Here is a 22083-nt window from a genome sequence, read left to right on the forward strand (position 1 = left end):
CCGTGAGCCGGGGATGCTAAGAAAATGTCTGACGATGACGGCATTGACGGCCGGACCCGCTGATCGTGACCGCGGTGCGTACCACCCCTGGCTCCTCCGGCCGGTAGAAACGGACCCGCGTGTCGGCGCGGAAGCTGTCAGCGCACCTTGACGGCCGCGCTGGTGGCCCGCCCGTCCGCGTAGCCGGTCTTGCGCGCAATCACCGTGACGGTGAGCTTCTTGTTGCGCATGCTCGAGGTCAGCTTCAAGGTTGCCCCGGTCGCGCCCCGAATCAGCTTGCCGCTGAGCCGCCACTCGTAGCGGTAGGAGTTCACCTTCGGCGACCACGTGCCGGCCTTCGCCCGCGCCGTCCGGCCCACCTTGACCGTCCCGGTGATCGCCGGCCGCTTCGTCGCCCTCGGCGCCTTGCCCTTGGCGACCACCACCGACCTCGCCGAGACCGCGGTCGCCGAGGCGTAACCGGACCGTGCCGCGGTCACCTGGACGGTGAGCCGCTTCCCGAGCGCGTCGGCCGGAATCGTCAGCGTGGCACCGGTCGCACCGCGGACAGGCGAGCCGTTCGCGGCCCAGACGTAGCTGTAGGAGGCGGCCGTAGGGGTCCAGGCGCCCGGCACTGCCCTGACCGTGGAGCCGACCGCGAGGGTTCCGGCGATCGACGGCGCCGCGCTCAGCCGCAGAGCCGGCGCCGCCACCGTGAACGGCACCTCGGCGTGCGGCCCGTAGAGCCGGTCCAGATTGAGCGTCCACGCCCCGGCGGCGGCCTGCGCCAGCGGGAACGTCACGTCCATCGACGCGCTGTCGGCGGCCAGATTCGAGATCACGCCGGGAATCGCGTCGAAGCCGGCCCGGGTGAGCTTGACTTCCAGGTCCGAGGAGAAGCGGCCGCCGCTGAGCTTCACCGTGACCGCCGCCGTGCCCTGCGGTACGGACGCCGGGGTGATCGCCGCCGGGCGGAACGACGCGACCACGCCAACGTCGACCGCGCCCGGAGCGCTCTGCGTCACCTCGAACACCGGGCTCGCGCCGGTCTGGCTGAACGCGTTCTCGGAGACCGGCACCAGGTCGGAGTCGGTGTCGTCGCTGCCAACGTTCGGTGTGGTGAGCCGCCAGCTGAACCGGGCCAGCGTCGAGGTGACCTGGTAGTGCTTGCTGACGACCGTCTCGCGGTAGTCGAGGCCGACGCTGTTGGAGAACCCGTAGGCGTCCTCGTCGTCCTGCGAGCGGATGGAAACGCCGGTGCCGGACGGCGGCTCGTTCGCCTGCCGGATGCCGTCGGCGTTGAGGTCGTTCCACAGGTGCCCCGCGATCAGGCCGGTCGGCACGATCCTGATGAGCTGGCTCGCCGCGTTGTCGGCGGTCGAACTCTCCGGCGTGGTCGTCGTGGCGGACGCGCTGACCTCGAGGGTGGACCCCTCCGGCGCGCCGTCGACCTGGACGGTGTCGTACACGACCCGGTCGGATGCTCCCGCCGCGAACGGGCCGGCGTGGGTGCACGTGGTGATCGTGGCGGATACACAGTTCCAGTCGCTGATGCTTTGAAAGCTGTTCGTGTGCAGCGAAGCCGGTTTGGTGAAGGTCAGCGTCACCGACTCGGCCGGTGCCGTGCCGGTGTTGCGCACCTGGACCGCCAGGCCGGACCAGCCGGAGGTGGACAGGATGTTCCGAGCCGCGGAGACCTCGACGACCACGTTCGCCACATCCGTGTCGGCCGACGCGGACCCGGTTGCCACGAACGCGCCGGACAGACCGGCGAGCAGAGCGACAGGCAGGGCGAAGGGACGCAGGAGAGACACGGTTGCCCCATTTCCGGGAGCCCCCGCTTCTCGGCCCGCTCCCCAACGCCGGGAGCGTAGTACAGAAGATCGCCTGCGCGCCGTCCCGTTCCGGGGCGACGCGACCGCCGCGTGTGCTCGGATTGCCGAATGCGATTCGACGTCGAGACGAAGGCCTCGCCAGAGCAGGTGCGCCGTGCCCTCACGGACTTCACCGACCGCAGGCCGCAGACATGGAACCGCACACTCGACCCGAAGAACTACGAACTACGCGAACAGGGTGATACCTGGGCAGTCGCCCGGGAGAGCACTCCTGGCTCACCGTTCTGGGTAGTTGCCCGCTACGACTGGTCCGAGGCCGCCGTCATCCGCTGGACGGTCCTGGAGAGCAGCTATGGGGGCGGCGGCGACGGGTTCGTGCGGATCATGCCGGCAGGCGCGGGAGGCAGCCGGCTTCACGTCGAGTGGACCACCACCGGTGCCCGCATCCTGCAACGACCGATGCTGTTCCTGCTGCATCGTGGCCCTGTGGGCCGGATGATCTCGCGGATGTGGGCCTCCGCACTGGACCGATACGCCCAGGACGATCTGAGCTGACGAGAGGAGCAAGGCCCACGGCTTCGCCGGCGTCGCAGCGCGACATCCCGAGCAGGTCAGGGCAATGTGACGACCTGAGCCGCGTACGAGAGGCCGGCGCCGAAGCCCACGAGCAGCGCGGGACCCGTCGTGTCGGGCATGGCTGCCATGGCCTGCGGAATGGAGGCCGCGCCGGTGTTGCCGTTGGTGGTGATGTCGGTGGCAACCCGGACGTGCGGGCCGAGCCCCAGGGCCTTGGCCACTACCGAGGTGATGCGCAGATTGGCCTGGTGGGGGATGAAGGCCGCAAGGCCGGCCGCGGAGATGCCCGCCGCGTCCAGCGCGCGCCTGGCCAGGTCGGGAATGACGGAGGTCGCCCAGCGGAAGACCTCAGGGCCCGCCATCCGCAGTATGCCCGCCTCGTCGTACCGCAGCAGCTCGCTCCCGGAGCCGTCGGAGCCCCACACCACCGGGCCGATGCCGCACGTCTGTGCCGGACCGACGACCACCGCGCCCGCGCCGTCGCCGAAGAGGAACGCCGTGCCGCGGTCGCGCTCGTCGATGATGTCGGTCATGCGCTCGGCGCCGACCAGCACCACGTAGCCGGCCGCGCCACTGCGGACGAGCGCGTCGGCGGTCGCCAGTGCGTACGGAAATCCGGCGCACGCCGCTCCCAGATCCATCGCGGCGGCCGCGGTGGCGCCCAGCGCGTCGGCCACCAGGGGTGCTGCGGTGGTCGCGCGGCCGCGGTGGGACATCGTCGCCACCAGGACGGCCGAGACGTCGCCCGGATCGACGCCGGCGCCGGCAAGGGCCTTGGAGGCGGCCGCGGCGGCCATCGTGACCAGGTCCTCGTCGGGTGCGGCGCGCCGGCGCGACTCGATGCCGCAGCGGCGGCGGATCCACTCGTCGCTCGAATCGATCAGGGCGGCGATCGTCTCGTTGCCCACCGCGGTCCGTGGGCGGTACGTGGCGACGCTCAGGATGCGCGACCCGGGGTGACCGGCGCGGCGCTGCAAAGGGTTGGCCATGACCAACAATCCAAGCATGCCCGACTGGGTGCACTCTGAATGCTACATTCCTCGCCGGTAACCACACCTTCGAGCGAGCGCAATGCAAGCGAACCCGCGCCTGGGCCCCCGGTTACGTAGCGCTGCGTAACGAGCGCCTCGCGGCATAAGAGCGCGTCAGAAGGCATCCTGACTGCTTCAATACGGGCAGGTTGAGGGAAAGGGCGATGGCACAGGCCGGCGCCCCGCTTCATCGAATGCTGCGCGCAATGTGGCGTATGAACCGTACCCGGCGTTCCAGCCCTTCGCGCGCATCCTGGCGTAGAGCTTCTCGATGTGCTCCGCCTGAATACCGGTCGCTGCGCTGCGGCTTCTCTTGTTGAACCACGGTCATCGGAGCTTGCGGGCTGTGCTCCCGATGATGTGTTCATGCCGGTCGGTCCTTGCGGCGTTTTGGAAGGGGGCTTGAGCCGGTCTTGAGGGAGCCGCCCGATCGAGGATGCGTTCTGGTTTCCGGATGCGCTGCCGACAAACACCGGCATCGGTACCCCCGATCGATGGAGCCTCATGTCCCAGCCACCCCACCCCTACGGCCAGCCTTCCGCAGAACCGTACGGTGTCGGCCAGCCCAACCCGCACTACCAGGATTCCGGTCTGCTGGCAGCCGGTTCTCCCCCAGAGAGCGGCCTTGTGCCGCCCGGCATGCCCTTCGAACCGGCTGCTCTGCAGATGGCCGGCGTGGCCGCGGCGCCGGGCTTCACGTCGGGCTCGGGTCTGCTGGCCAGCCCTGAGGCGGCGCCGGAGGCGCCGGGGTTCGCGCCCGGCTCCGGTCTGCTGGCTACTCCGGCACCGCCGCCCGCTCACGGGTACGGACTGCCCGGGTACGAAGCAGCACCCCAGATGCCCGGTGCCGAGCAGCCATTCGCCCCGACTGGGCCGGGCCAGCCTGAGTCCGGGCAGCCAGCCGGATTCGGATCGGATCAAGCCGCGTACGGGCAACCGAGCGGATCGATGCTGGGCCAGCCCGGATACGGCCAGCCCGGATACGGCCAGCCCGGATACGGCCAGCAACAGCCCGCGTTCGGGCAGACAAGTTCTCCGCACCCGGGTCTCGGCCAGGCGTTCGGGCAGGCGAGTTTCCCGCCCCCGGGTGTCGCCCTCCCGCTGTTCGGAATGCCGGCGGAGAAGTCGAAGACCGTACCGAGGCTCATCGCCGCGATCGCCGTGGTGGTCGTCCTGATCGTCGTGGGCGGTGTCGCCACCTACAGCGTCCTGAAGGAGGACGACGTGGCGGTCGACGTGGCGAGCAAGTCCGGCAGCACCGCCAAGTCCGGCAGCACCGCCAAGTCCGGCAGCACCGCCAAATCCGCCAAGACCCCCGAGACCGCGAAGACCACCAAGACCACGAAGAGCACCAAGACCACCAAGCCCAAGACCACCGATACCGCTCCAACCGCGAAGACCGCCACAACCGTCAAGATTGTGGAGCCTGCCAAGCTCGGCGGCCGCCCGAAGTTCAGGGAGCTGGAGGACGGTTCCCCCAAAGTGCCCGGACAGACCAGTGAGGCCCGTGCCCTGTACGGGACTGCCGGCAAGAACAACTTGGTGATGGTCGCCGCGGTCGCGGCGCCCGTCCGCAACCCATCTGCCGAGCTGAAGAAGGTCGACGGCGGAATGGCGAAGGGTGGGTGGGCCGTCAAGAACTTCACCTCGGTGGGCGCCGGGGCGCTCGGCGGCGCGGCCAAGTGCGGCACCGGGACCGTGGAGGGGATCGGTGTTGCGGTCTGTGTCTGGGCCGACAAGGGCAGCATGGGCATCCTGCTGTGGTACGACGGCAAGCTCGCCAAGGCCAAGGCCGAATTCACCAAGCTACGCGGGCAGATTGAGAAGAGGGGCTGACCCGGGCCACGACCTACGCCGGTTCCCGACGGCGTCTCAAGGGTCCGGTCTCACTCGACACCGGGCGAGCGAGCCCGCGACCTTCCTTCGCATCTCAATGCCAGTAGCGTTCGTCGACTTGTCGGGCCAGCAGCACCGGGCTTGCAAGCTGGGCGGCGAGAGTCACGGCGTCGTTGACCCCGGCCTCGATGCCCGGAGCGGCTTCCTGGTTGCGAAATCTTTGCTCGGCGGTCTGCGGCACGATGAGCCGCCAGGCCGGATTTCTTGCCGACGGATAGGCCGCAGGCCAAATCCGCACCACCGCGCCGCCGGCGGCCACCACGGCACGCTTCTCCAGGGTGTACAACTGCGTATGACCCATCGGCACGGCGATGTCGAGGTCCCGGCGCACTTCGACACCGAGCATCGTGCAGGTGAAGCCCCAATTTGTGGCGTAGATCAACGATGTCTCGTCATGGGTCACGTCGAACGCGGGAAGGCCGTCCGCGAACGGCCCGTCGTACGCATACGTCAGTAGGTACGGAGGGATGAAGGACGTGGCGTCTGGGGACGTCCACGCCGTGCTGTCGGTGATCTGGCCGAGGTCGAATGTCACCAACTCATGATCGCATCGGCGTGGTGGTGGGTCCTTGTTCGTAGTTCGGATCGACGTCACCGGGACAGCGGCCCGGACGGCCGAGCGGTTGTCAACGACAACGAGGACGAACGAGACGACAAGTGAGACGGAACCAAAGCCCCGGCAAATCGTTGAGCGGCCCAACCTGATGAATCTTGGGCGGGCGGACCACTGGTGGTGGTGACACGGCGGGAATAGCCAACAGACCAACCAATCGGTCGGCCGACCGGTTCGCACGTACCGTTGGCGTCATGCTCCGCCGCTGGAACGCCCCCGCTGCCATAGCACTGACCGGCGCCCTGATCGCCGCCATTGCCGGCTCCATGACCGTCCTGGTCGTCTGCTCTCTCGGAGCACTAATCATCTCCCCGCTGGCTTTCCCGCGCCCGCTGACTGCGGAGCAGGCCCGCCACCGCAGCGACCAGGACGGCAGAGCGATCGTCTACTGGCGTCCGTCCTGCCCGTTCTGCCTGCGCCTACGGGTCGCCCTGCTGGGGCGACGTGCACACTGGGTCGACATCTGGCGCGACCCGGGGGCGGCAGCAGCGGTCCGCGCAGTAGCGGACGGCAACGAGACGGTCCCGACAGTCATTGTCGCGGGCGTCGCGCACGTGAACCCGAACCCACTCTGGCTACGCCGCACACTTCAAGGTGTTCGATGAGCAGGACCCAGGTCCGCGCCACCACAGCGAGACGCCGGGCCGAGAGCTGACCATCGCGCCGACGCGCTCAGCGAACGGATCGCGCACAGCAGCGCGGCCTTCACGATGCAGCCCTACGTACACCGGTCAGGCGATCAGGTGCGGGATGCGCACACCGCGGTCTCGGTCGCCGGTCTGATCTTCGGCAAGCCGCCGGAGAGCCCACGAGGTGACCGCCGCGTGGTCACAAGGGCCCGCTGGTCACCGGGACAAGAAAGCGGCCCCTCAGAGGATCTCTGAGGGGCCGTTTCCCGTGGTAGCGGGGACAGGATTTGAACCTGCGACCTCTGGGTTATGAGCGGATCTTTAGCCGTCCCGTCCGTCATCAAGGATCTGGCCGTCCCCCACCTCGCCAGCGCGGCAATTCGTCGGCGTCTCACAGCGTCCCACCCGGAGCCGCCTGTTCTGGAACCCCTCGGTTACAGATCTGGTTACCGCCGCCAACCACACATTTGCCGCTGTCCCAGCCTGTTCGCCGCGGCGCCGTAGGCCCAGCCGAGCTACGCATGTCGAGGCCAACAACGTGCCCAAGAGAGATCGTGGACCGCAGGGTCAACCACAGGGAATCGGCATTACATGAACCGCGCCGCTCTGGTACGCATCGCTGCGTGCGGCTGGGGTGAAGCGACGGGGGGCTACTCGCTTGCGACCGACACCCCGCCCCCGGGTTTCAGTGTCCATCGCGGGTTCCAGCTCGCGCCCACGTCGAACTGCCCGCGGTGGAAAAGGGAAAGGGAGATCCCGGAGGGTTTGGCGTTCGCCGGGATCTTGAATTTGAGTGTAAGGGTGACCTCGCTGCCTGGGTCAATCACGGATCGCGGGCCTGTCCCGGTTCCCTCGGGCACAAGTGACCGGCCGTTCTCGATGTACAGCGTTGCGGAGAAGTCCGGGTGTGAAATATCGAACGGTTTGTACCCGCTGTTTTTGATCCAGACCGTGTAGGACGCCGCATCGTTCCCGCGGGCGACACGGAGCCGTACCTCGTAGGCACAATCACCTTTGAGGGTCACGACTGTATCGAGGGGAACCTGTTCAAAAAGGGTCCCGGACAAGTCGTATGGGTCGTCGGCCCTGCGACCGCATTGACTGGTGTTGGTCGTCGGATGTTGCATGATCAGGTAGGAAAGCAACGGGTCGTCAGGCCGCGGCCGCAGAGCGCCGAGTTTGTTCATCCCGACCACCAACGCGACGAGGACCGCCGCGGTACCGACCACCCCGCGAACCGCGCGGATCCACGGATACCTCGATGTCACGGGCCACTACATCGGCAGGGGAACCTCGAAGTTGCGGAATTCGGCGGGGCCCACCCTCGAGCGGGGGTGCGGGATGCCGACTGCACACCGCCGCAACCGCACTGCTGATCCTGGAGTTGCCCAACGTGCCCTGATGGACATCCTGGCTACTCGGCCGGTTGATCACCGCGCAGGTCGGCCGCCAGTTCTCCGATCAGGAGCCGTGGGCGGCGACGCCACCACCATCTGGCTGGGTCATCGGCGCGCGGACCCGTGATCAACGGTTCGTCGGCATGGTCGGTTGCCCGCTGGAACCTCTCATCGATGTGTTCAAGCTGCGCAGTCCACGGCGTAGTCACGTCGTCGCTGAGTAGTTGCCACGCGTCGTAAACCCAGTCACGACAGCTCAGATCGTTCAGGTACTCGTAGATAGAGTCGTCGTATCCGCGCTCCACCATGGCCACCATATGCCCCCAGGCGGTAACCATCTGCTCCACGGTAAACGTCGTACGCCAACCCCGTTCATGGAGCAACCGCCCGACGGCCGTCTCGTCCATAGTCCGACACACTAGGCCCGATGCGACTTCAAGTGGGCGGTTCTTGAGCACTCGCTACCTGCCGTCAAGCAGATCCTCCCCGCGATTCTCGCCCTTCAAGGTTTGCCCGACGAGGATCGCGGCGATAACCGTGGAACCGCTGCTCGGTCAGGGGGCAAAACATCGATCCGACTCCCGCTGTTTGCGCTGGTGAAGGTGGAGCCCCGGTCGGAATCGAACCGACGACATCCCGCTTACAAGATCGATCGACGGGCGTCCGGAGGCGTCCGGAGGTGTTCATCTGGCGGCCCTCACCAGGCTCTCGACCCACCCGATCGAGACACGTGGACGACCGCGGACCCTGACGAACACGCCCGGATTGCCGGTCAACTGAGACGACAATCGAGACGGCTTAGAGCGCCGGGGCAGCCCGCCCGGGAAGGGCAGCACGCTTTCCAAGTCTGATGCGGCGTGTCCGGCTATGTTCGGCTGGATTCGCGCGCCCACACCAGCAGGTCATCTGACCTGCGCGGCTACTCGGCAGCAGACCCAGGCGAACCCTGGCGGACGCAGGCGTACCGACGCGGCCCCGGCGCGCGAATGAGACCACAACTGAGACCAGGCATCTCCCACAGCGCTGCGCCTAGCGTCGGGTCTACGGAGCCCGCGGCGTGTCTTTCCGTTGCAGGCTACAGCGAGCAGTACCGTGTCAGGCGATCTGCCTCAGATGGCACCAGGGACAGGACGTGGGGAGCGAATGTCTCTCAGAAGGCCGCCGCCCCGGCGGCCGCCGCGCGAGCTTGCCGCCGAAACCATACTTGCCCAGTACGGGCGGGAGGTCGACGGCCAGCAAACGTTCCGCAACGGCCCTCGCGCGGACCGCGAAACTTCGCAAAGTATGACAATCGGTCCCTGTTCGGCCGAAGAGGTTGCTCGGATTGTGTTGGGTCGTCCTGTCCGAGCTTCTGACCGCGTGCGTCACACCACGGTCGGGGAACTGCGTGCGGCGGGGTTCGTCGTGACCTCTACCCCAACCGTTCGGAATCCAGATCACGTATCTGTGGCGGTGCCGGGAAACCGCGTACCGTGGAACGATCAGGAAGAGGCGCGGTTCGACTCGTGCTTCGCGGAGTGAGGAGGTCGCCGGTGGCAGCTCGCATGGCACACGCCCCCACCCCCGGGCACTGGGCCCATGTGGCATCGTCTGCACGTACGGATGCCGTGGTGCTGGATGAGTACAACGGTCGTCCTTCTCTGCTTGTGATCGAGATTGATAATGGCCCCGTCCTTGCGTGGATGCTCCAAGGGGCAGGTGATCAATACCAGTATTGGCTCTATGTCCCACTGTCCGAGGACGAGTTGGGCAGCCTTTACAAGGCTGATCTAACCATGCTGGCCGAATGGACGCTTCAACTAGAGGGTCGAGGCTCTTATGTTGGATTGGCCGAGGATGGTGTGTTGGTCCTAGTTGCCCCGTGGGCCATTCCTCAAGTTGAGCCTGATTTCTTGATAAACGCCGTCGCGGAAGCGCTCCTACAAGAACTCAGGCTCACCCTAGAATCCGACCTGCCTGAGAAGACTGGACGTGAGCTGCGCAGAGCGCCTTTGGCTCTGACCTAGAGCCTTGCCATGCGATGCCGCGTGGTACCCAAAGGGCTGCTAAATATCCCGGCGTCGCTTCGATTCGTAGCGAGCCTGGGCCTCTCGTTTGCAGTCGAGACAGAGCTTTTCGGTCTTTTCCCTTCCGTCGCGGACACGGATGACGGTCTTGGTGTTCATGTCCGTGCGTTGGTGACCATTCCTGCATTCCACCGCGATATCCTCGGCAGTGCGCCTGTAGTTGTACTTGCGCCGCGCGTATTCCCTGGTGCACTCACGGCATTCGCCGTTGCCGCTACGGCGGCCCACCTCAAACGTGTCATGTCCGCGTGGACAGTACTGAACCAAGGGGCGAGGTCCCTTCAAGCGATGCGCATCTTTAATTGCTTGACACGCAACGCATCCGCCGGAGGGATAACGTCCATGCTCTGCATAGACGTGCCCTTTGGCGCAGCGTTCATTGACATCTTGACGACGTGGCTGTGGCGGACCCGTGGGTCGATCGGGGTAGCAGCCGCTACAGGGTCACGTCCACGGGCGTGGTGTAGAAGACGATCACCGTGGAGATCCGGGTCGATCTTATGCGGCGATGGCTGTGGGGTCGGTTTCGGGCGTTGCCGGTGGTTCGGTTTCCAGGGGCGTGAGGCGGGCTTTGCCCAGGAGTTCCAGTCCCATGTAGCGGCGGGATTCGGTCCATTCATCGGTCTGTTCGGCCAGCACGGCACCGACGAGGCGGATGATCGCGGCCCGGTTGGGGAAGATGCCCACGACGTCGGTGCGGCGGCGGATCTCCTTGTTTAGCCGCTCTTGCGGGTTGTTGGACCAGATCTGGCGCCAGATCTCGCGCGGGAAGCTGGTGAACGCGAGCAGGTCCGCGCGGGCGTCGTCGAGGTGCTCGGCCGCGGCGGGGAACTTCGCCTCGATCGCCTCGACCACCCGGGTGAACTGGGCTCGGACGGCGTCGGCGTCGGGCTGGTCGAAGACTGTGCGAACGAGGGTGGCGACCCACGGCTGGGCGCTCTTGGGCACCTTCGACAGCAGGTTGCGCAGGTAGTGGGTGCGGCACCGCTGCCACGCCGCACCGGGCAGCGCCGCACCGACCGCACCTACGAGGCCGCGATGGGCATCGGAGATGACCAGCCGCACCCCGGACAGACCCCGCGCCGTCAGGGATCTGAGGAACGCCAACCAGCCGGCGCCGTCTTCGTCGGAGCACACGTCCAGGCCGAGGACTTCCCGGCCGCCGTCGGCGTTCACGCCCACGGCGACCAGGGCGTGCACGTTCACCGTCCGCCCGGCTTCGCGGACCTTGATGACCAGCGCGTCCAGCCAGACGAAGGTGTAGTGGCCGCTGTCCAGTGGCCGGTTACGGAACGCCTCGACCTGCGCGTCCAGATGCGTGGCCATCTCACTGACCTGACTCTTGGACAGCTGCCGCACGCCCAGCTGTTCGACCAGCTTCTCCACCCGCCGCGTCGAGACCCCCAGCAGATAGCTGGTGGCCACCACCGAGACCAGGGCCTGCTCGGCGCGGCGCCGATGCGTCAGCAACCAGTCGGGAAAGTAGGAGCCCGACCGCAGCTTCGGGATCGCCAGCTCGATCGTGCCGGCCCGGGTGTCCCACTCCCGCGGCCGGTAGCCGTTGCGGGAGTTCACCCGCGCCTGGCTGCGCTGGCCGTACTCGGCGCCGCAGGCCGCGTCCGCCTCCGCGCTCATCAGCGCGTCCGCGAACGTCTTTATCATCGCCCGGAGCAGATCCGGGCTCGCCGACTCCAGTTGCTCGCGCAACAGCCCGGCAGGGTTCACACTCTCAGGTGCGGTCATCGCGTTGGTCTCCTTTGATCATGACTTAGCCGTCTCAAAGGATCTCCGCGGTGACCGTCTCCTATCTCACGACACGCCCGCTACCAGGCCCGTCGTACACCACCTCCATGGACGCAACCCGCTACAGCTGCCATCGCGGTTAGGGGTGATCTCGTCTCTGAAGTGTCCATTCCGGCAGGTTCGGCGCCGACGGCCAGGCTGCGGTACGCGGCGCGCGTTCTCGGCGCGCGATACCTGTTCGAGGTGGTCAGGATTGAAACACGATGGTTGTCGGCAAAGGTGGTCGACGGTCATGCCCTCCGTGAGCGGATTGACCGCCAGCTCGAACATCACACGATGTACATATCGAGTCTGTTTGCCAATCGATGCGACGCCGTAACCACGCACCTTCGCGCCTGTCCAGATCCAACAGCCACGCTCATCGATCCTCCGGCGTGCTAGCAGTCGATCGATTACCGGTAGATGACCCAAGGGGACGCCAAAATAGTCACGTCGACGAAGATTTTCTGCTCGCGTGACCAGTTCAAGATGTTCGGGGTTAACGCACGCCCGATCTCGGCAGAGATGGTCGATTTCGAATCCGCTTGGAATATCGCCCACGAACGCGGCATAGGCGAAGCGGTGGCCGCTCATCTTGACGCCGTCGACTTGAATCGTGGTGTACCCGTTCTCCCGGGCGCGGCCAGCCAGATACCCAACATGAGGCCGTCTTCTCAAGAACAGCTTCGAAGCGCGGAATGTATGGGCTGACCTGATGCTGCGTCACCGACAAAGTTCCACTCCAAATCCACTGTTTCAATTTCCTTCATAGACCGACATGCGCGCTTCAGCACAGACTCCTTCCGGATTCAATGGCAAACGTGCCGCTATGCTCGCCGCCGAGCGAGCGGCTGGCCGCACGTGTATACGATCGCGTACGATGCGATCATGAGCAACCCCCAGTTCGAGTTCGTGTTAGGCCCGATCCCGCTACCTCGGCGGTCGCTGTCTGCCAGGGTTGATGGGGAAATCGCCGACGAGATCGCCAAGCAGGCCGCCCAAGCTGGGGTTACAACCTCGCAGATGGTCGAGCGACTGCTCAGCGAGGCTCTTGCCGCCCGCGCTGGCCAGGCGGAAACCGTAACCATCAATCTGGCTGACCTGCACCGTGCCATCGACCGCGCCGCCCGTGCCGCCGCGGTATCCAACCCGGAGGTCGATGGCAACTAGCAGCCAAGCGGCCTGACGAATGCCCTGACGCTACGTGTTGGCCCGGCCAAACCCCAACTCATCGCCGACGACGTCACCAGCGAGCAGGCCGCGTCCCTGCTCGCCGAACAGGGCGGACGCCTGGCCGTCCTCTCGCCCGAAGGCGGCATCTTCGCCACCATCGCCGGGCGCTACTCCGGCACCCCCAACCTCGAAGTCTTCCTCAAAGGCCACGCCGGGGACCTGATGCGCGTCGACCGGCGTTCCCGCGACGCCGAACACGTCGATGAACCCGCCCTCACCATGGGACTCGCCGTGCAGCCCGAAGTCCTGCGTGACATCGCGGGGATGCCCGGCTTTCGAGGGCTCGGGCTGCTCGCCCGCATCCTGTTCGCCGTCCCGGAGAACACCGTCGGCCACCGCAAAATCGGCGCCGATCCGATCCCCGCCAAGGTCGCCGCCGACTACCACGACAACCTCAAGTCACTGGTGCTGGACCTGGCAGCCAAGACCGAAACGGTCGTACTAGTGCTGAGCCCCGAGGCCAACGCGATGGTGCTCGACATCGAACGCCAGGTCGAGCCACGGCTCGCGCCGGGCGGGGCATGGGGACACATCGTGGACTGGGGCAGCAAGTACACCGGCGCCGTCGTCCGCATCGCCGGACTACTTCACCTCGCCGAACACGCGCACGGCGGCTGGGAACGCCCCGTCAGCGCGGACACCCTCGAACGGGCCGCGATGATCGGCGAGTTCTACGCCGCGCACGCCCTCGCCGCGTTCGACGACATGGGCGCAGACCAGCACACCCGCAACGCCCGCACCATTCTCGCCTGGATCGAACGCACCGCCACCCGCGCATTCACCAAACGCGATGTGTTCCGCGCCCTCAAGTCGGCGCAGATCCCTACGGCCGCCGACTTCGATCCGCCCTTGGCGGTCCTGGAAGCCCACGGCTACCTGCGCCAGCTCAACCCGCCCGCACCCACGAAGGCTGGGGGGCGGCCACCCTCACCCAGCTACCTCGTGCACCCCGACGTCCACCAACCGGCCGCCACCGTGCACCCGCTCAGCGACGTCCGCAGGACCGCGTGAGGGCTGTGCCAGAACCGCCACAACCGCCACAACCCCCTGCCCACCGAGGTTCTGGCAGTTCTGGCAGTTCTGGCAGACGGATCCCGTACTGGCCCACGGCCACCTACCGGCCGCCACCGTGCACCCGCTCGGCGACGCCGCAGGGCCGGGTAAGGGCTGTGCCAGAACTGCCACAACCGCCACAACCCCCTGCCGCCCGAGGTTCTGGCGGTTCTGGCAGGCGTACTTCGCACCGACCAGCATCCGGCCTCGGAGACGCCGGATTACACGGCGGACCGTCTCAGATGGGCCTAGAGACGGCGACGTATGCATCCATACCGGGGCAAGTCAGATCATGGCTCAGCGTGGCTCTCAGCGGGCATCTGGTTTGCCCGCCACCGCACCGCCCACGCCACCCTCCATTCTCGACCACCAGCTGCTGAAAGGCGCCCACCGTGCGACACAACCCCTCCAGCACCCCGCTCACGACCCGCCAGACCCTCGCGCCGATCCACTCCGAAGGAGCCGAAGTGTCCACGCCCATCTCCCGCCGTGAACAACTGCCCGCCCTACTCACCGTTCCCCGCGCCGCCGCCATCCTCGGCCTAAGCCGCGCCTCGGCCTACCGCTACGCCGCCAGCGGCGAACTGCCCACGAAACGGCTCGGCGGCCGGGTGTACGTCATCACCGCCCTGCTGCGTCCGCTGCTCGACGGCACCCAGGAGGCAGCGTGACCAGAACACCGCGCAAGCGCCCACCCGTCACGGGGGTGGTCGTCTACCAACGCGGCCGCAAATGGGCCTACCGCCTGGAACTGGAACGGGACACCCTGACCGGCGACCGGCAGTGGGAATACAAGAGCGGCTTCGGCACCGACGAAGAGGCGTGGAGCGCCGCCATTGCGGCAAAGACCGCCGCCGACGCCGGTCGCCGCGTACCGCCCTCCAAGCGCACCGTCGCCGACTTCCTCGCCGAATGGCTGACCGCCGTGCGGCATTCGGTGAAGCCGTCCACCTACACCAACTACGTCGACTACCGCGACGCGTACGTCGTGCGGATCATCGGCAAGCGACGCCTTCAAGACATCGACGTGCCGACACTCAACGAGCTGTACCGGCACCTGTTGCGGGAAGGGCGCTGCAAGCGCGACACCAACGCGGTCATGTACGACTACTGGCGCACGCGCAAGCTCGCCGGGGTCGAGCCACCGCCACGGGAAATCGCGCAGCACAGCGGAGCCAGCATCTACGCCGCCCGCGCCGCCGTGCTGCGCTACCGGCGTGGACGCCTCCCGGTGGCTATGACGCCGGGATTGGCACCCAAGACGGTCAAGAACGTGCACCGGATGCTGCACCGGGCGCTGAGCGACGCGGTGGCGTGGGGGTACCTGACGTCCAATCCGGCGGTGCACGCCAGCTTGCCGCGCGAACGGCGCACCAGTGCCCGACAACGCGGCAAGACGTGGACCGCCGAGGAACTGAACGCCTGGCTCAAGGTGGCGACAAAGGACCGTGATGCCGCGCTGTGGGTCCTGGTCGCCACCACCGGTATGCGCCGCTCGGAGCTCGCCGGTGCCGACGTCGAACTCCTGGACCTGGCCGCCGCCCGGTTGACCGTGGAGGACACCCGGGTCGTGGTCGACGGCAAGGCAGAGGAGTCCGACGGCAAGACGGCCAGCGGTAGACGAACCATCGCGCTCGACCCGCTTACTGTGTCGTACCTGCGCCGCCACCTGGCGATGCTGGCCGACGAGAAGCGCGAGTTCGGCACGATGTACCGCGACCACGGCAAGCTGTTCTGCCACCCGGACGGACGCCCGATCCACCCGGACACCATCACCCGCCGGTTCAACCGCCTGGTGGACCGGGCCGAGGTTCCGCTGATCCGGCTGCACGACGTGCGACACACCTACGCCACGCTCTCGCTCGACGCGGGGGTCGAGCCGAAGGTGGTCGCCGACCGGATCGGGCACGCCAACATGGCATACACGCTGACGATCTATACCCACCGCTCCACGGGCCGGGATCAGCCTGCCGCCGACAAGGTGGCCGGGGTGATCTTCGGGGATGCGTGGCAACTGCCCGAGGAACCAGAGGAGGACGAGGAGCACAGGGAGGACGACACCGACAGGTAACCGGCACGGGGTTACCGAGGCCCGATGGTTACCGATCGGGTTACATCCCCATGCGAAAGGCCCCCGGAGAGAATCTCTCCGAGGGCCTTTCCCGTGGTAGCGGGGACAGGATTTGAACCTGCGACCTCTGGGTTATGAGCCCAGCGAGCTACCGAGCTGCTCCACCCCGCGTCGGCTCGTTAACACTAGCGCACCCCCGTGGCCGCCTGCAAAACCACCCCCCGAGACGCCCACCACATTTGGTCCGACAAGAAAGGCCCCGCCGCGGAAGCGACGGGGCCTTCATGCCAAACCTGCAGGTCAACTACCCGGTGTCGGGCTCGTGGACGGCGGTGCAGACGGGGCTCCCGAGGCCGGTGTGGACGGGACCACAGGTGCGCCGCTGGTGCCGGCCGCCTTCTGCGCGTTCTGGAAGTTGGTCATGGCCGTGTCGAGCGCCTGCATGGCTTGACCCCAGCGGGTGAAGTCGCCGGACTGCTGGGCGGCCTTGACGTTGGCGATGGCCTGGTCCAGTTCCGCGGCGGCCTGGGCGAGCTGCCCCGTCAGTGCGGGCGGCGTGCCTGACGCGGGTGGCTTGCCGGGGTTGCCACCGCTGGCGCCGGTCTGGTTCTTGCCCTGGGCGACGAGTTCCTCGAGGCCTGCCTTGAGGCTGTCGGCCAGGACGACGTACTCGCCGCCGTCGCCGTACGACATGAGGACCTTCTGCAGCAGGGGAACGGCGTTCTCCTGCCCGCTCTTGACGTACACCGGCTCGACGTAGAGCATCCCGTCGCCGATGGGCAGCGAGATGAGGTTGCCGAACAGGACCTGACTCTGGTTGCTGTTCGACAGCAGGGTGAGTTCGGAACGTACGGCCGCGTTGTTGGTCATTTTCTGGTGGACCTGCACCGGGCCGGGGATCACCGTCTGGTCCGGCAGTTCCAGCACTTCCAGCCGGGGCTCGTTGTCCACATACGAGCCGGAGATCATCGCGGCCAGGTTCTGCCGGTTGTTCGGGGTCACCGCCGAGGTGAGCTGGAACCGGGTGCCGTCCTGGCCGGGCAGCTGCACGTTGAGGTAGTACGGCGGCTGCTGGACCTGCCGGTCGGGGTTGTCCGGGGCGTTCGGGACCTGCCAGAAGTCCTGTCCGCTGAAGTACTCGGCGGAGTTGGTGACGTGGAAGCGGGCCAGCAGGTTGCGCTGCACCTTGAACAGGTCGGCCGGGTAGCGGAAGTGGTCGGACAGCTCCGGCGGGGTGTGGTCCTTCGGGACGATGAGGTTTCCGCCGAACGCCTGGTTCCAGGCCTTGAGCACCGGGTCCTGCTGGTCGAACTCGTACAGCGTGACCGTGCCGTCGTACGCGTCGACCGTGGCCTTGACCGAGTTGCGCATGTAGTTGACGTTGTCCCTGGCCAGCGCGAACGTGCCGCGGTCGGTGAGCTCGTCGCGGGTCTGCTGCTGCAGGTTGATCTGCTGCGCGTACGGGTACGACGACGAGGTCGTGTAGCCGTCCAGGATCCACTTGATCCGCCCCTCGACCACGGCGGGATACGGGTCGCCGTCGATGGTCAGGAACGGTGCCACCTTCTCCACCCGGCTGCGCGGGTCGCGCACGTACATGAGCCGGGATTTGCTGTTGACCGCGTCGGAGAGCAGGAAGTTGCTCTCCGCGTTCTTGATCGCGAAGACGAAGCGGCGGAAGGTCGAGCCGATCGGCACGCCGCCGGTGCCCGTGTAGGTGTACCGCTCCCCGGCATTGTTGTTGTCGCCCGGCTGCGGGCGGTCGAACTCGACCGGGTTCTTGTTCTTGTCGGCCTGGCCGACGATGGCGTACTCGGTCGCCTGCTCGCCGTAGTACACCCGCGGCTGGTCGACCTTGATCTCCTCCTTCGGCGACGAGCAGTTGGCCTGCTGGCCCGTGCCGAGGAAGCCGGAGACGAAGTACGGCAGGCCGCCGCCGCAGACCTGGTTGGCCGGTGCGGCCACGAGCCCGTACCCGTGGGTGAAGACGGTGTGGCGGTTGAGCCAGTTGCGCTGCTGGGGGGTGAGCTGGCCGTCGTTGATCTCGCGGACGCCGACGACGTAGTCACGGGTGGTGCCGTTGAGCTTGTAGCGGTCGACGTCGAGCTTCTGGCCGAAGTCGTAGAAGCCGCGCACCTGCTGGGACTGGGTGAACGCCTCAGAGACCAGTTGCGGGTCGATCAGCCGTACGTTCTGGGCGCTGGTGTTGGTGGGCAGGTTGGTCGGCGGTGTGGTGTTCGGCGCGGGCATCGCGCTCACCTGTGTCTTGTCCAGCCCGAACGCGGCCCGGGTCGCCTCGATGGAGCGCGCGATGTATGGCGATTCCTTGTCCTGCAGGCTCGGCTGGACCTGGAAGTTCTGCACGGCCAGGGGGTAGATGCCGCCGATCGCGACCGCGGAGATGGCCAGCAGGCCGAGGGCGACGCCGGGCCAGACCAGGTTCCGCATGACCGCGTTGGAGAAGACGATGATCGCGATCGCCACGACGATCGAGATGTACGCGAGGATCTCCTTGGCGGGCAGCAGCGCGTTGACGTCGGTGTAACCGGCCCCGTAGAGACCCGGGGAGACGTGCTGCTCGAGCAGCAGGGCCCGCCGGTCGAGAATGTAGGCGACCGCCTTGAGCAGGACGAAGAAGGCCACGAGGGTGGTCAGGTGGGCGCGCGCGGCCGAGGTCATCCGGTCGCCGACGCCCTGTAGCCGGACTCCGCCGAAGATGTAGTGCACCGCCAGCGCCCCGATGACCGACAGCACGATCGCGGTGAAGCCGACCCCGAGCAGGTAGCGCCAGAACGGGTACTCGAAGACGTAGAACCCGATGTCAACCTTGAACTGGGGGTCCTTGACGCCGAAGGGCTGGGCGTTGCGGAACAGCATCCAGTCCTTCCACCGGCTCTGCGCGCTCAGCCCGGCAAAGAAGCCGATAACGGCACAGACCACCGTGATCCAGGTGCCGATCCGCGGAGCGATGATCATGCGGTACCGCTCGAGGGTGGCCTGCTCGGCGGAGTGCGGACGCAGCATGGGCCGCAGCCGGTACGCCAGGTACAGGTTCGCGCCGATGATCAGGGCCATCGCGAGGCTGATCGCCACGAACAGCAGCAGCCGGGTCTTCAGGACCCCGGTGAAGACGTTCGTGAACGCGACCTCGTTGAACCACAGCCAGTCGGTGTACGCGTCGATGCCCCAGCCGAGCAGCGTGAAAAGGAGGAAGACCCCCACCAGGACGCCCACGGTCACGCGACCACGGCGGCTCATCCTCGGCAGCGGGCTATTACGCATGACCAACGTTGGCTCCACACACTCGGTCTCGCCGGTCGCCGGCCGCGGCGGCCGGCCGGTGACTCACACTACGATGACGCCCGGGTGCACCCGGTGCACCCGGACCGATTCTTGCGCGGCCGGGCGATGATCGGCGAGGCCACACGACGGATCCCCGCTCAGGCGGCCGGGCAGGGGACCGGCGTGCCACCGCTGGTGAACGTCTTCACCGCCGTGAGCGCGTCGTCGACGGTGGCAACCCTCGCCATCGGCAGGCCCGGGACGGAGTTGCGCATTGCCTCCGCACAGTTGTCCGCCGGCACCAGGAAGATCTGCGCGCCGGCCTCCTTGGCGCCCACCAGCTTCTGCGGGATTCCGCCGATCGGCCCGACGTTGCCGTCGTCGTCGATGGTCCCCGTGCCAGCGATGATCTTTCCGCCGGTGAGGTCCTCCGGGCTCAGCTTGTCGATGACGCCGAGCGTGAACATGAGCCCCGCGCTGGGCCCGCCGATCTCGTCCAGTGCGATTTTGACCTCGAACGGGTGCGGCTGCCGCTTTTCGATCTCCACACCGATCCGCGGCGTCTTGCCGTCCTTGTCCGCCTTGGTGGTGATCGACGCCGTGCCCGGCTTGCCGTCGCGGGTGTAGGCCACGGCCAGCGTGGCACCGGCCGGCTTGGCCCGGATCAGCGCGGTCAGCTTCGCCGGGCTGGTGACCGCGGTGCCGTCGACCGAGGTGACGATGTCCTCGGCCCGCAGCTTGCCGTCCGACGCGCCGCCCGGGGTGACCTTCTTCACGTACGTCTGCACGGGGTAGCCCAGCTTGCGCAGCGCCACCGTCTCGGCGGTGTTCTGCGACGACTGGAACTCCTCCTTGTTGTCCTGCTCGACCTGCTTCTCGCTACGGTCCGGCGGGTAGATCAGCTCACGCGGCACGACCGCCTGGTCCTTGCTGAACCAGCCCTTGATCGCCCAGAGCAGCTCGACGTCGGGCTGCACTCCCACGGTGGTGAGCCGCAACTGGCCGGCGGAGGTCGACGTGGCGGCCTTCGTCACCTGGATGACTTCCTTGCCGTTGTCCGAACCGAGCGTGTTCACCGTCGGCCCCGGCTTGAGGACCACGTACGGCAGCGGCGTGGCCATGACACCGATGGCCAGTAGCGCGGTGATCAGGGCGCCGAAGATGACCGTGACACCGCGACGTCTCATGCGCGGAAGCGTATCCAACCATTCTGAGTTCTCCCTGAGCTGGGACTTGAGCCGCGCTGGGCCGGGGCTGGCAACCTGCTGAGTTCTCTCTGAGCGGACACGTGCGTCAGTTCCGGGCGGGCGGTTCACGCGTACCGTGGAGCTCGTGCCTGATATCCCGTTCGGCTTCTCGCTGCCCGGCGCCCAGCCGCCCGATCCCTCCGACCCCCAGCAGATGCAGCAGTTCATGGCTCAGCTGCAGCAGATGTTCGCCGCTCCCGGCAACGGCCCGGTGAACTGGGACCTGGCCCGGCAGGTGGCCGCCAGTCAGCTGGCCGCGGCGGGCGACCCCGCGGTGACCATCGTCGAACGCAACCAGGTCGAGGAGTCGCTGCGACTGGCCGACCACTGGCTCGACCCGGTCTCCGCGCTGCCCTCGGGCATCCAGACCCCGACCGCCTGGAACCGCAACGAGTGGATCTTCAACACCCTCGACGTGTGGCGCAAGCTGTGCGACCCGATCGCCGGGCGGATGGTCGGCGCGATGGCCGACCTCGTGCCGGAGGAGGCGCGGGCCCAGCTCGGCCCGATGCAGTCGATGGTGGCGACCCTGGGTGGCGCGCTGTTCGGCGGCCAGCTCGGCCAGGCGCTCGGCCAGCTCGCGGCCGAGGTCCTCTCGGCCGGCGACATCGGGCTGCCGCTCGGCCCGGCCGGCACGGCCGCGCTCATCCCGGTCAACATCAAGGGGTACGGCGAGGGCCTGGAGCTGCCCGAGGACCAGGTCCGGCTGTACGTGGCGCTGCGCGAAGCGGCCCACCAGCGGCTGTTCCAGCACGTCCCGTGGCTGCGGGCGCACGTGCTCAGCGCGGTGGAGACGTACGCGAACGGGATCACGGTCAACCGGGAAGCGATCGAGGAGGCGATGAGCCGCGTCGACCCGTCCGACCCGGAGTCGATGCAGGCCATGGCGCTGGAGGGCATCTTCACGCCGGAGGACACCCCGCAGCAGAAGGCCAGCCTGGCCCGACTCGAGACCGCCCTGGCGCTGATCGAGGGCTGGGTCGCCACGGTGGTGGACAGCGCGGCCGGTGAGCGGCTGCCGTCGGTGGCCGCGCTGGGCGAGGCGTTCCGGCGGCGGCGCGGGGCGGGCGGACCCGCCGAGCAGACGTTCGCGGCGCTGGTGGGGCTGGAGCTGCGGCCGCGGCGGCTGCGCGAGGCCGGGGCGCTGTGGGCCGCGCTCGGCGAGCAGCGCGGCATCCAGGGGCGCGACGCGCTCTGGGAGCACCCCGACCTGCTCCCGACCGATGACGACTTCGCCGACCCGCAGGCTTTCGCCTCCGTCCGGCCCGACTGGGACATCAGCGAACTCGAGAAGCTCGGCAAGGACGACGAGAGCCCCGACAAGGACGACGAGAAGCCCGGCAAGGACGACGAGCCCAGCGCCGAGGCGTAACCACCCGGATCCGGGGCCGGG

Annotated in this window: 18 protein-coding genes, 1 tRNA gene and 1 pseudogene; 10 read left to right on the forward strand and 10 right to left on the reverse strand. The window is 67.4% G+C overall.

The features are described 5' to 3' along the window. Positions 1-137: 137 nt before the first annotated feature. Positions 138-1793 (reverse strand): hypothetical protein, encoded by a 1656-nt coding sequence (locus ACMCNO_RS30170; protein WP_412752818.1) that lies wholly within the window; start codon positions 1791-1793, stop codon positions 138-140. Positions 1794-1922: 129 nt separating this feature from the next. Here ACMCNO_RS30170 and ACMCNO_RS30175 point away from each other — a divergent pair, with 129 nt between their 5' ends. Next, a complete protein-coding gene (locus ACMCNO_RS30175) occupies positions 1923-2369 on the forward strand; it encodes a hypothetical protein (protein WP_412752819.1) in 447 nt (148 codons plus the stop codon). Positions 2370-2425: 56 nt separating this feature from the next. Here ACMCNO_RS30175 and ACMCNO_RS30180 read toward each other — a convergent pair whose 3' ends face one another. Then, complete coding sequence (locus ACMCNO_RS30180) at positions 2426-3379, reverse strand: beta-ketoacyl-ACP synthase 3 (protein WP_412752820.1); 954 nt, start codon at positions 3377-3379, stop codon at positions 2426-2428. Positions 3380-4060: 681 nt separating this feature from the next. On the opposite strand from ACMCNO_RS30180, the gene ACMCNO_RS30185 reads away from it, so the two are divergent. Continuing rightward, on the forward strand, positions 4061-5257 hold the full coding sequence (locus tag ACMCNO_RS30185; RefSeq protein WP_412752821.1) for a hypothetical protein: 1197 nt from the start codon (positions 4061-4063) through the stop codon (positions 5255-5257). A 94-nt stretch (positions 5258-5351) separates the two neighbouring features. Here ACMCNO_RS30185 and ACMCNO_RS30190 read toward each other — a convergent pair whose 3' ends face one another. Next, complete coding sequence (locus ACMCNO_RS30190) at positions 5352-5852, reverse strand: hypothetical protein (protein WP_412752822.1); 501 nt, start codon at positions 5850-5852, stop codon at positions 5352-5354. 272 nt (positions 5853-6124) lie between these two features. On the opposite strand from ACMCNO_RS30190, the gene ACMCNO_RS30195 reads away from it, so the two are divergent. Further along, on the forward strand, positions 6125-6535 hold the full coding sequence (locus ACMCNO_RS30195; RefSeq protein ID WP_412752823.1) for a glutaredoxin domain-containing protein: 411 nt from the start codon (positions 6125-6127) through the stop codon (positions 6533-6535). A gap of 674 nt (positions 6536-7209) precedes the next feature. On the opposite strand, the gene ACMCNO_RS30200 is transcribed toward ACMCNO_RS30195, so the two are convergent. Then, complete coding sequence (locus tag ACMCNO_RS30200) at positions 7210-7788, reverse strand: hypothetical protein (RefSeq protein ID WP_412752824.1); 579 nt, start codon at positions 7786-7788, stop codon at positions 7210-7212. A 185-nt stretch (positions 7789-7973) separates the two neighbouring features. Then, positions 7974-8303 carry a hypothetical protein gene (locus ACMCNO_RS30205; protein ID WP_412752825.1) on the reverse strand — a complete coding sequence of 110 codons (330 nt, stop codon included), beginning with the start codon at positions 8301-8303 and terminating at the stop codon, positions 7974-7976. 1263 nt (positions 8304-9566) lie between these two features. On the opposite strand from ACMCNO_RS30205, the gene ACMCNO_RS30210 reads away from it, so the two are divergent. Further along, entirely contained in the window at positions 9567-9962 is a 396-nt protein-coding gene (locus tag ACMCNO_RS30210) for a hypothetical protein (RefSeq protein WP_412752826.1), read from the forward strand. 558 nt (positions 9963-10520) lie between these two features. Here ACMCNO_RS30210 and ACMCNO_RS30215 read toward each other — a convergent pair. Together ACMCNO_RS30215 and ACMCNO_RS30220 are read right to left on the reverse strand one after the other, a co-directional pair. Further along, positions 10521-11765, reverse strand: a complete 1245-nt coding sequence (locus ACMCNO_RS30215; RefSeq protein ID WP_412751203.1) for an IS256 family transposase — start codon at positions 11763-11765, stop codon at positions 10521-10523. 66 nt (positions 11766-11831) lie between these two features. Next, complete coding sequence (locus tag ACMCNO_RS30220) at positions 11832-12338, reverse strand: HNH endonuclease (RefSeq protein WP_412753863.1); 507 nt, start codon at positions 12336-12338, stop codon at positions 11832-11834. Between ACMCNO_RS30220 and ACMCNO_RS30225 the strand changes: the two genes are divergently transcribed. From ACMCNO_RS30225 to ACMCNO_RS30245, 5 genes and pseudogenes are all read left to right on the forward strand, one after another. Next, positions 12228-12515 carry a hypothetical protein gene (locus tag ACMCNO_RS30225; protein ID WP_412753931.1) on the forward strand — a complete coding sequence of 96 codons (288 nt, stop codon included), beginning with the start codon at positions 12228-12230 and terminating at the stop codon, positions 12513-12515. The genes ACMCNO_RS30220 and ACMCNO_RS30225 overlap by 111 nt on opposite strands. Positions 12516-12692: 177 nt before the next feature. Then, complete coding sequence (locus tag ACMCNO_RS30230) at positions 12693-12974, forward strand: hypothetical protein (RefSeq protein WP_412752827.1); 282 nt, start codon at positions 12693-12695, stop codon at positions 12972-12974. A gap of 42 nt (positions 12975-13016) precedes the next feature. Next, positions 13017-14048, forward strand: a pseudogene (locus ACMCNO_RS30235) (YfjI family protein); the annotation flags it as partial. Positions 14049-14557: 509 nt separating this feature from the next. Continuing rightward, positions 14558-14761 carry a helix-turn-helix domain-containing protein gene (locus tag ACMCNO_RS30240; protein WP_412752828.1) on the forward strand — a complete coding sequence of 68 codons (204 nt, stop codon included), beginning with the start codon at positions 14558-14560 and terminating at the stop codon, positions 14759-14761. Next, positions 14758-16161, forward strand: a complete 1404-nt coding sequence (locus ACMCNO_RS30245; protein ID WP_412752829.1) for a tyrosine-type recombinase/integrase — start codon at positions 14758-14760, stop codon at positions 16159-16161. The genes ACMCNO_RS30240 and ACMCNO_RS30245 overlap by 4 nt, the downstream gene beginning before the upstream one ends. Positions 16162-16255: 94 nt before the next feature. On the opposite strand, the gene ACMCNO_RS30250 is transcribed toward ACMCNO_RS30245, so the two are convergent. From ACMCNO_RS30250 to ACMCNO_RS30260, 3 genes are all read right to left on the reverse strand, one after another. Further along, positions 16256-16332, reverse strand: a tRNA-Met gene (locus ACMCNO_RS30250). A gap of 129 nt (positions 16333-16461) precedes the next feature. After that, positions 16462-19419 (reverse strand): UPF0182 family protein, encoded by a 2958-nt coding sequence (locus ACMCNO_RS30255; RefSeq protein ID WP_412752830.1) that lies wholly within the window; start codon positions 19417-19419, stop codon positions 16462-16464. Positions 19420-19601: 182 nt separating this feature from the next. After that, positions 19602-20630 carry a PDZ domain-containing protein gene (locus ACMCNO_RS30260; protein ID WP_412752831.1) on the reverse strand — a complete coding sequence of 343 codons (1029 nt, stop codon included), beginning with the start codon at positions 20628-20630 and terminating at the stop codon, positions 19602-19604. A 145-nt stretch (positions 20631-20775) separates the two neighbouring features. Here ACMCNO_RS30260 and ACMCNO_RS30265 point away from each other — a divergent pair, with 145 nt between their 5' ends. Continuing rightward, positions 20776-22062, forward strand: a complete 1287-nt coding sequence (locus ACMCNO_RS30265; protein ID WP_412752832.1) for a zinc-dependent metalloprotease — start codon at positions 20776-20778, stop codon at positions 22060-22062. The last annotated feature ends 21 nt before the right edge of the window (positions 22063-22083 follow it).

The organism is Krasilnikovia sp. M28-CT-15, assembly GCF_047159595.1.
GTDB lineage: Bacteria > Actinomycetota > Actinomycetes > Mycobacteriales > Micromonosporaceae > Actinoplanes.

Coding starts and splice junctions, on each gene's coding strand:
- ACMCNO_RS30175 (WP_412752819.1), top strand. CDS start 1,923: ATGCGATTCGACGTCGAGACGAAGGCCTCGCCAGAGCAGGTGCGCCGT.
- ACMCNO_RS30180 (WP_412752820.1), bottom strand. CDS start 3,379: ATGGCCAACCCTTTGCAGCGCCGCGCCGGTCACCCCGGGTCGCGCATC.
- ACMCNO_RS30185 (WP_412752821.1), top strand. CDS start 4,061: ATGCCCTTCGAACCGGCTGCTCTGCAGATGGCCGGCGTGGCCGCGGCG.
- ACMCNO_RS30195 (WP_412752823.1), top strand. CDS start 6,125: ATGCTCCGCCGCTGGAACGCCCCCGCTGCCATAGCACTGACCGGCGCC.
- ACMCNO_RS30215 (WP_412751203.1), bottom strand. CDS start 11,765: ATGACCGCACCTGAGAGTGTGAACCCTGCCGGGCTGTTGCGCGAGCAA.
- ACMCNO_RS30225 (WP_412753931.1), top strand. CDS start 12,228: ATGACCCAAGGGGACGCCAAAATAGTCACGTCGACGAAGATTTTCTGC.
- ACMCNO_RS30230 (WP_412752827.1), top strand. CDS start 12,693: ATGAGCAACCCCCAGTTCGAGTTCGTGTTAGGCCCGATCCCGCTACCT.
- ACMCNO_RS30255 (WP_412752830.1), bottom strand. CDS start 19,419: ATGAGCCGCCGTGGTCGCGTGACCGTGGGCGTCCTGGTGGGGGTCTTC.
- ACMCNO_RS30260 (WP_412752831.1), bottom strand. CDS start 20,630: ATGAGACGTCGCGGTGTCACGGTCATCTTCGGCGCCCTGATCACCGCG.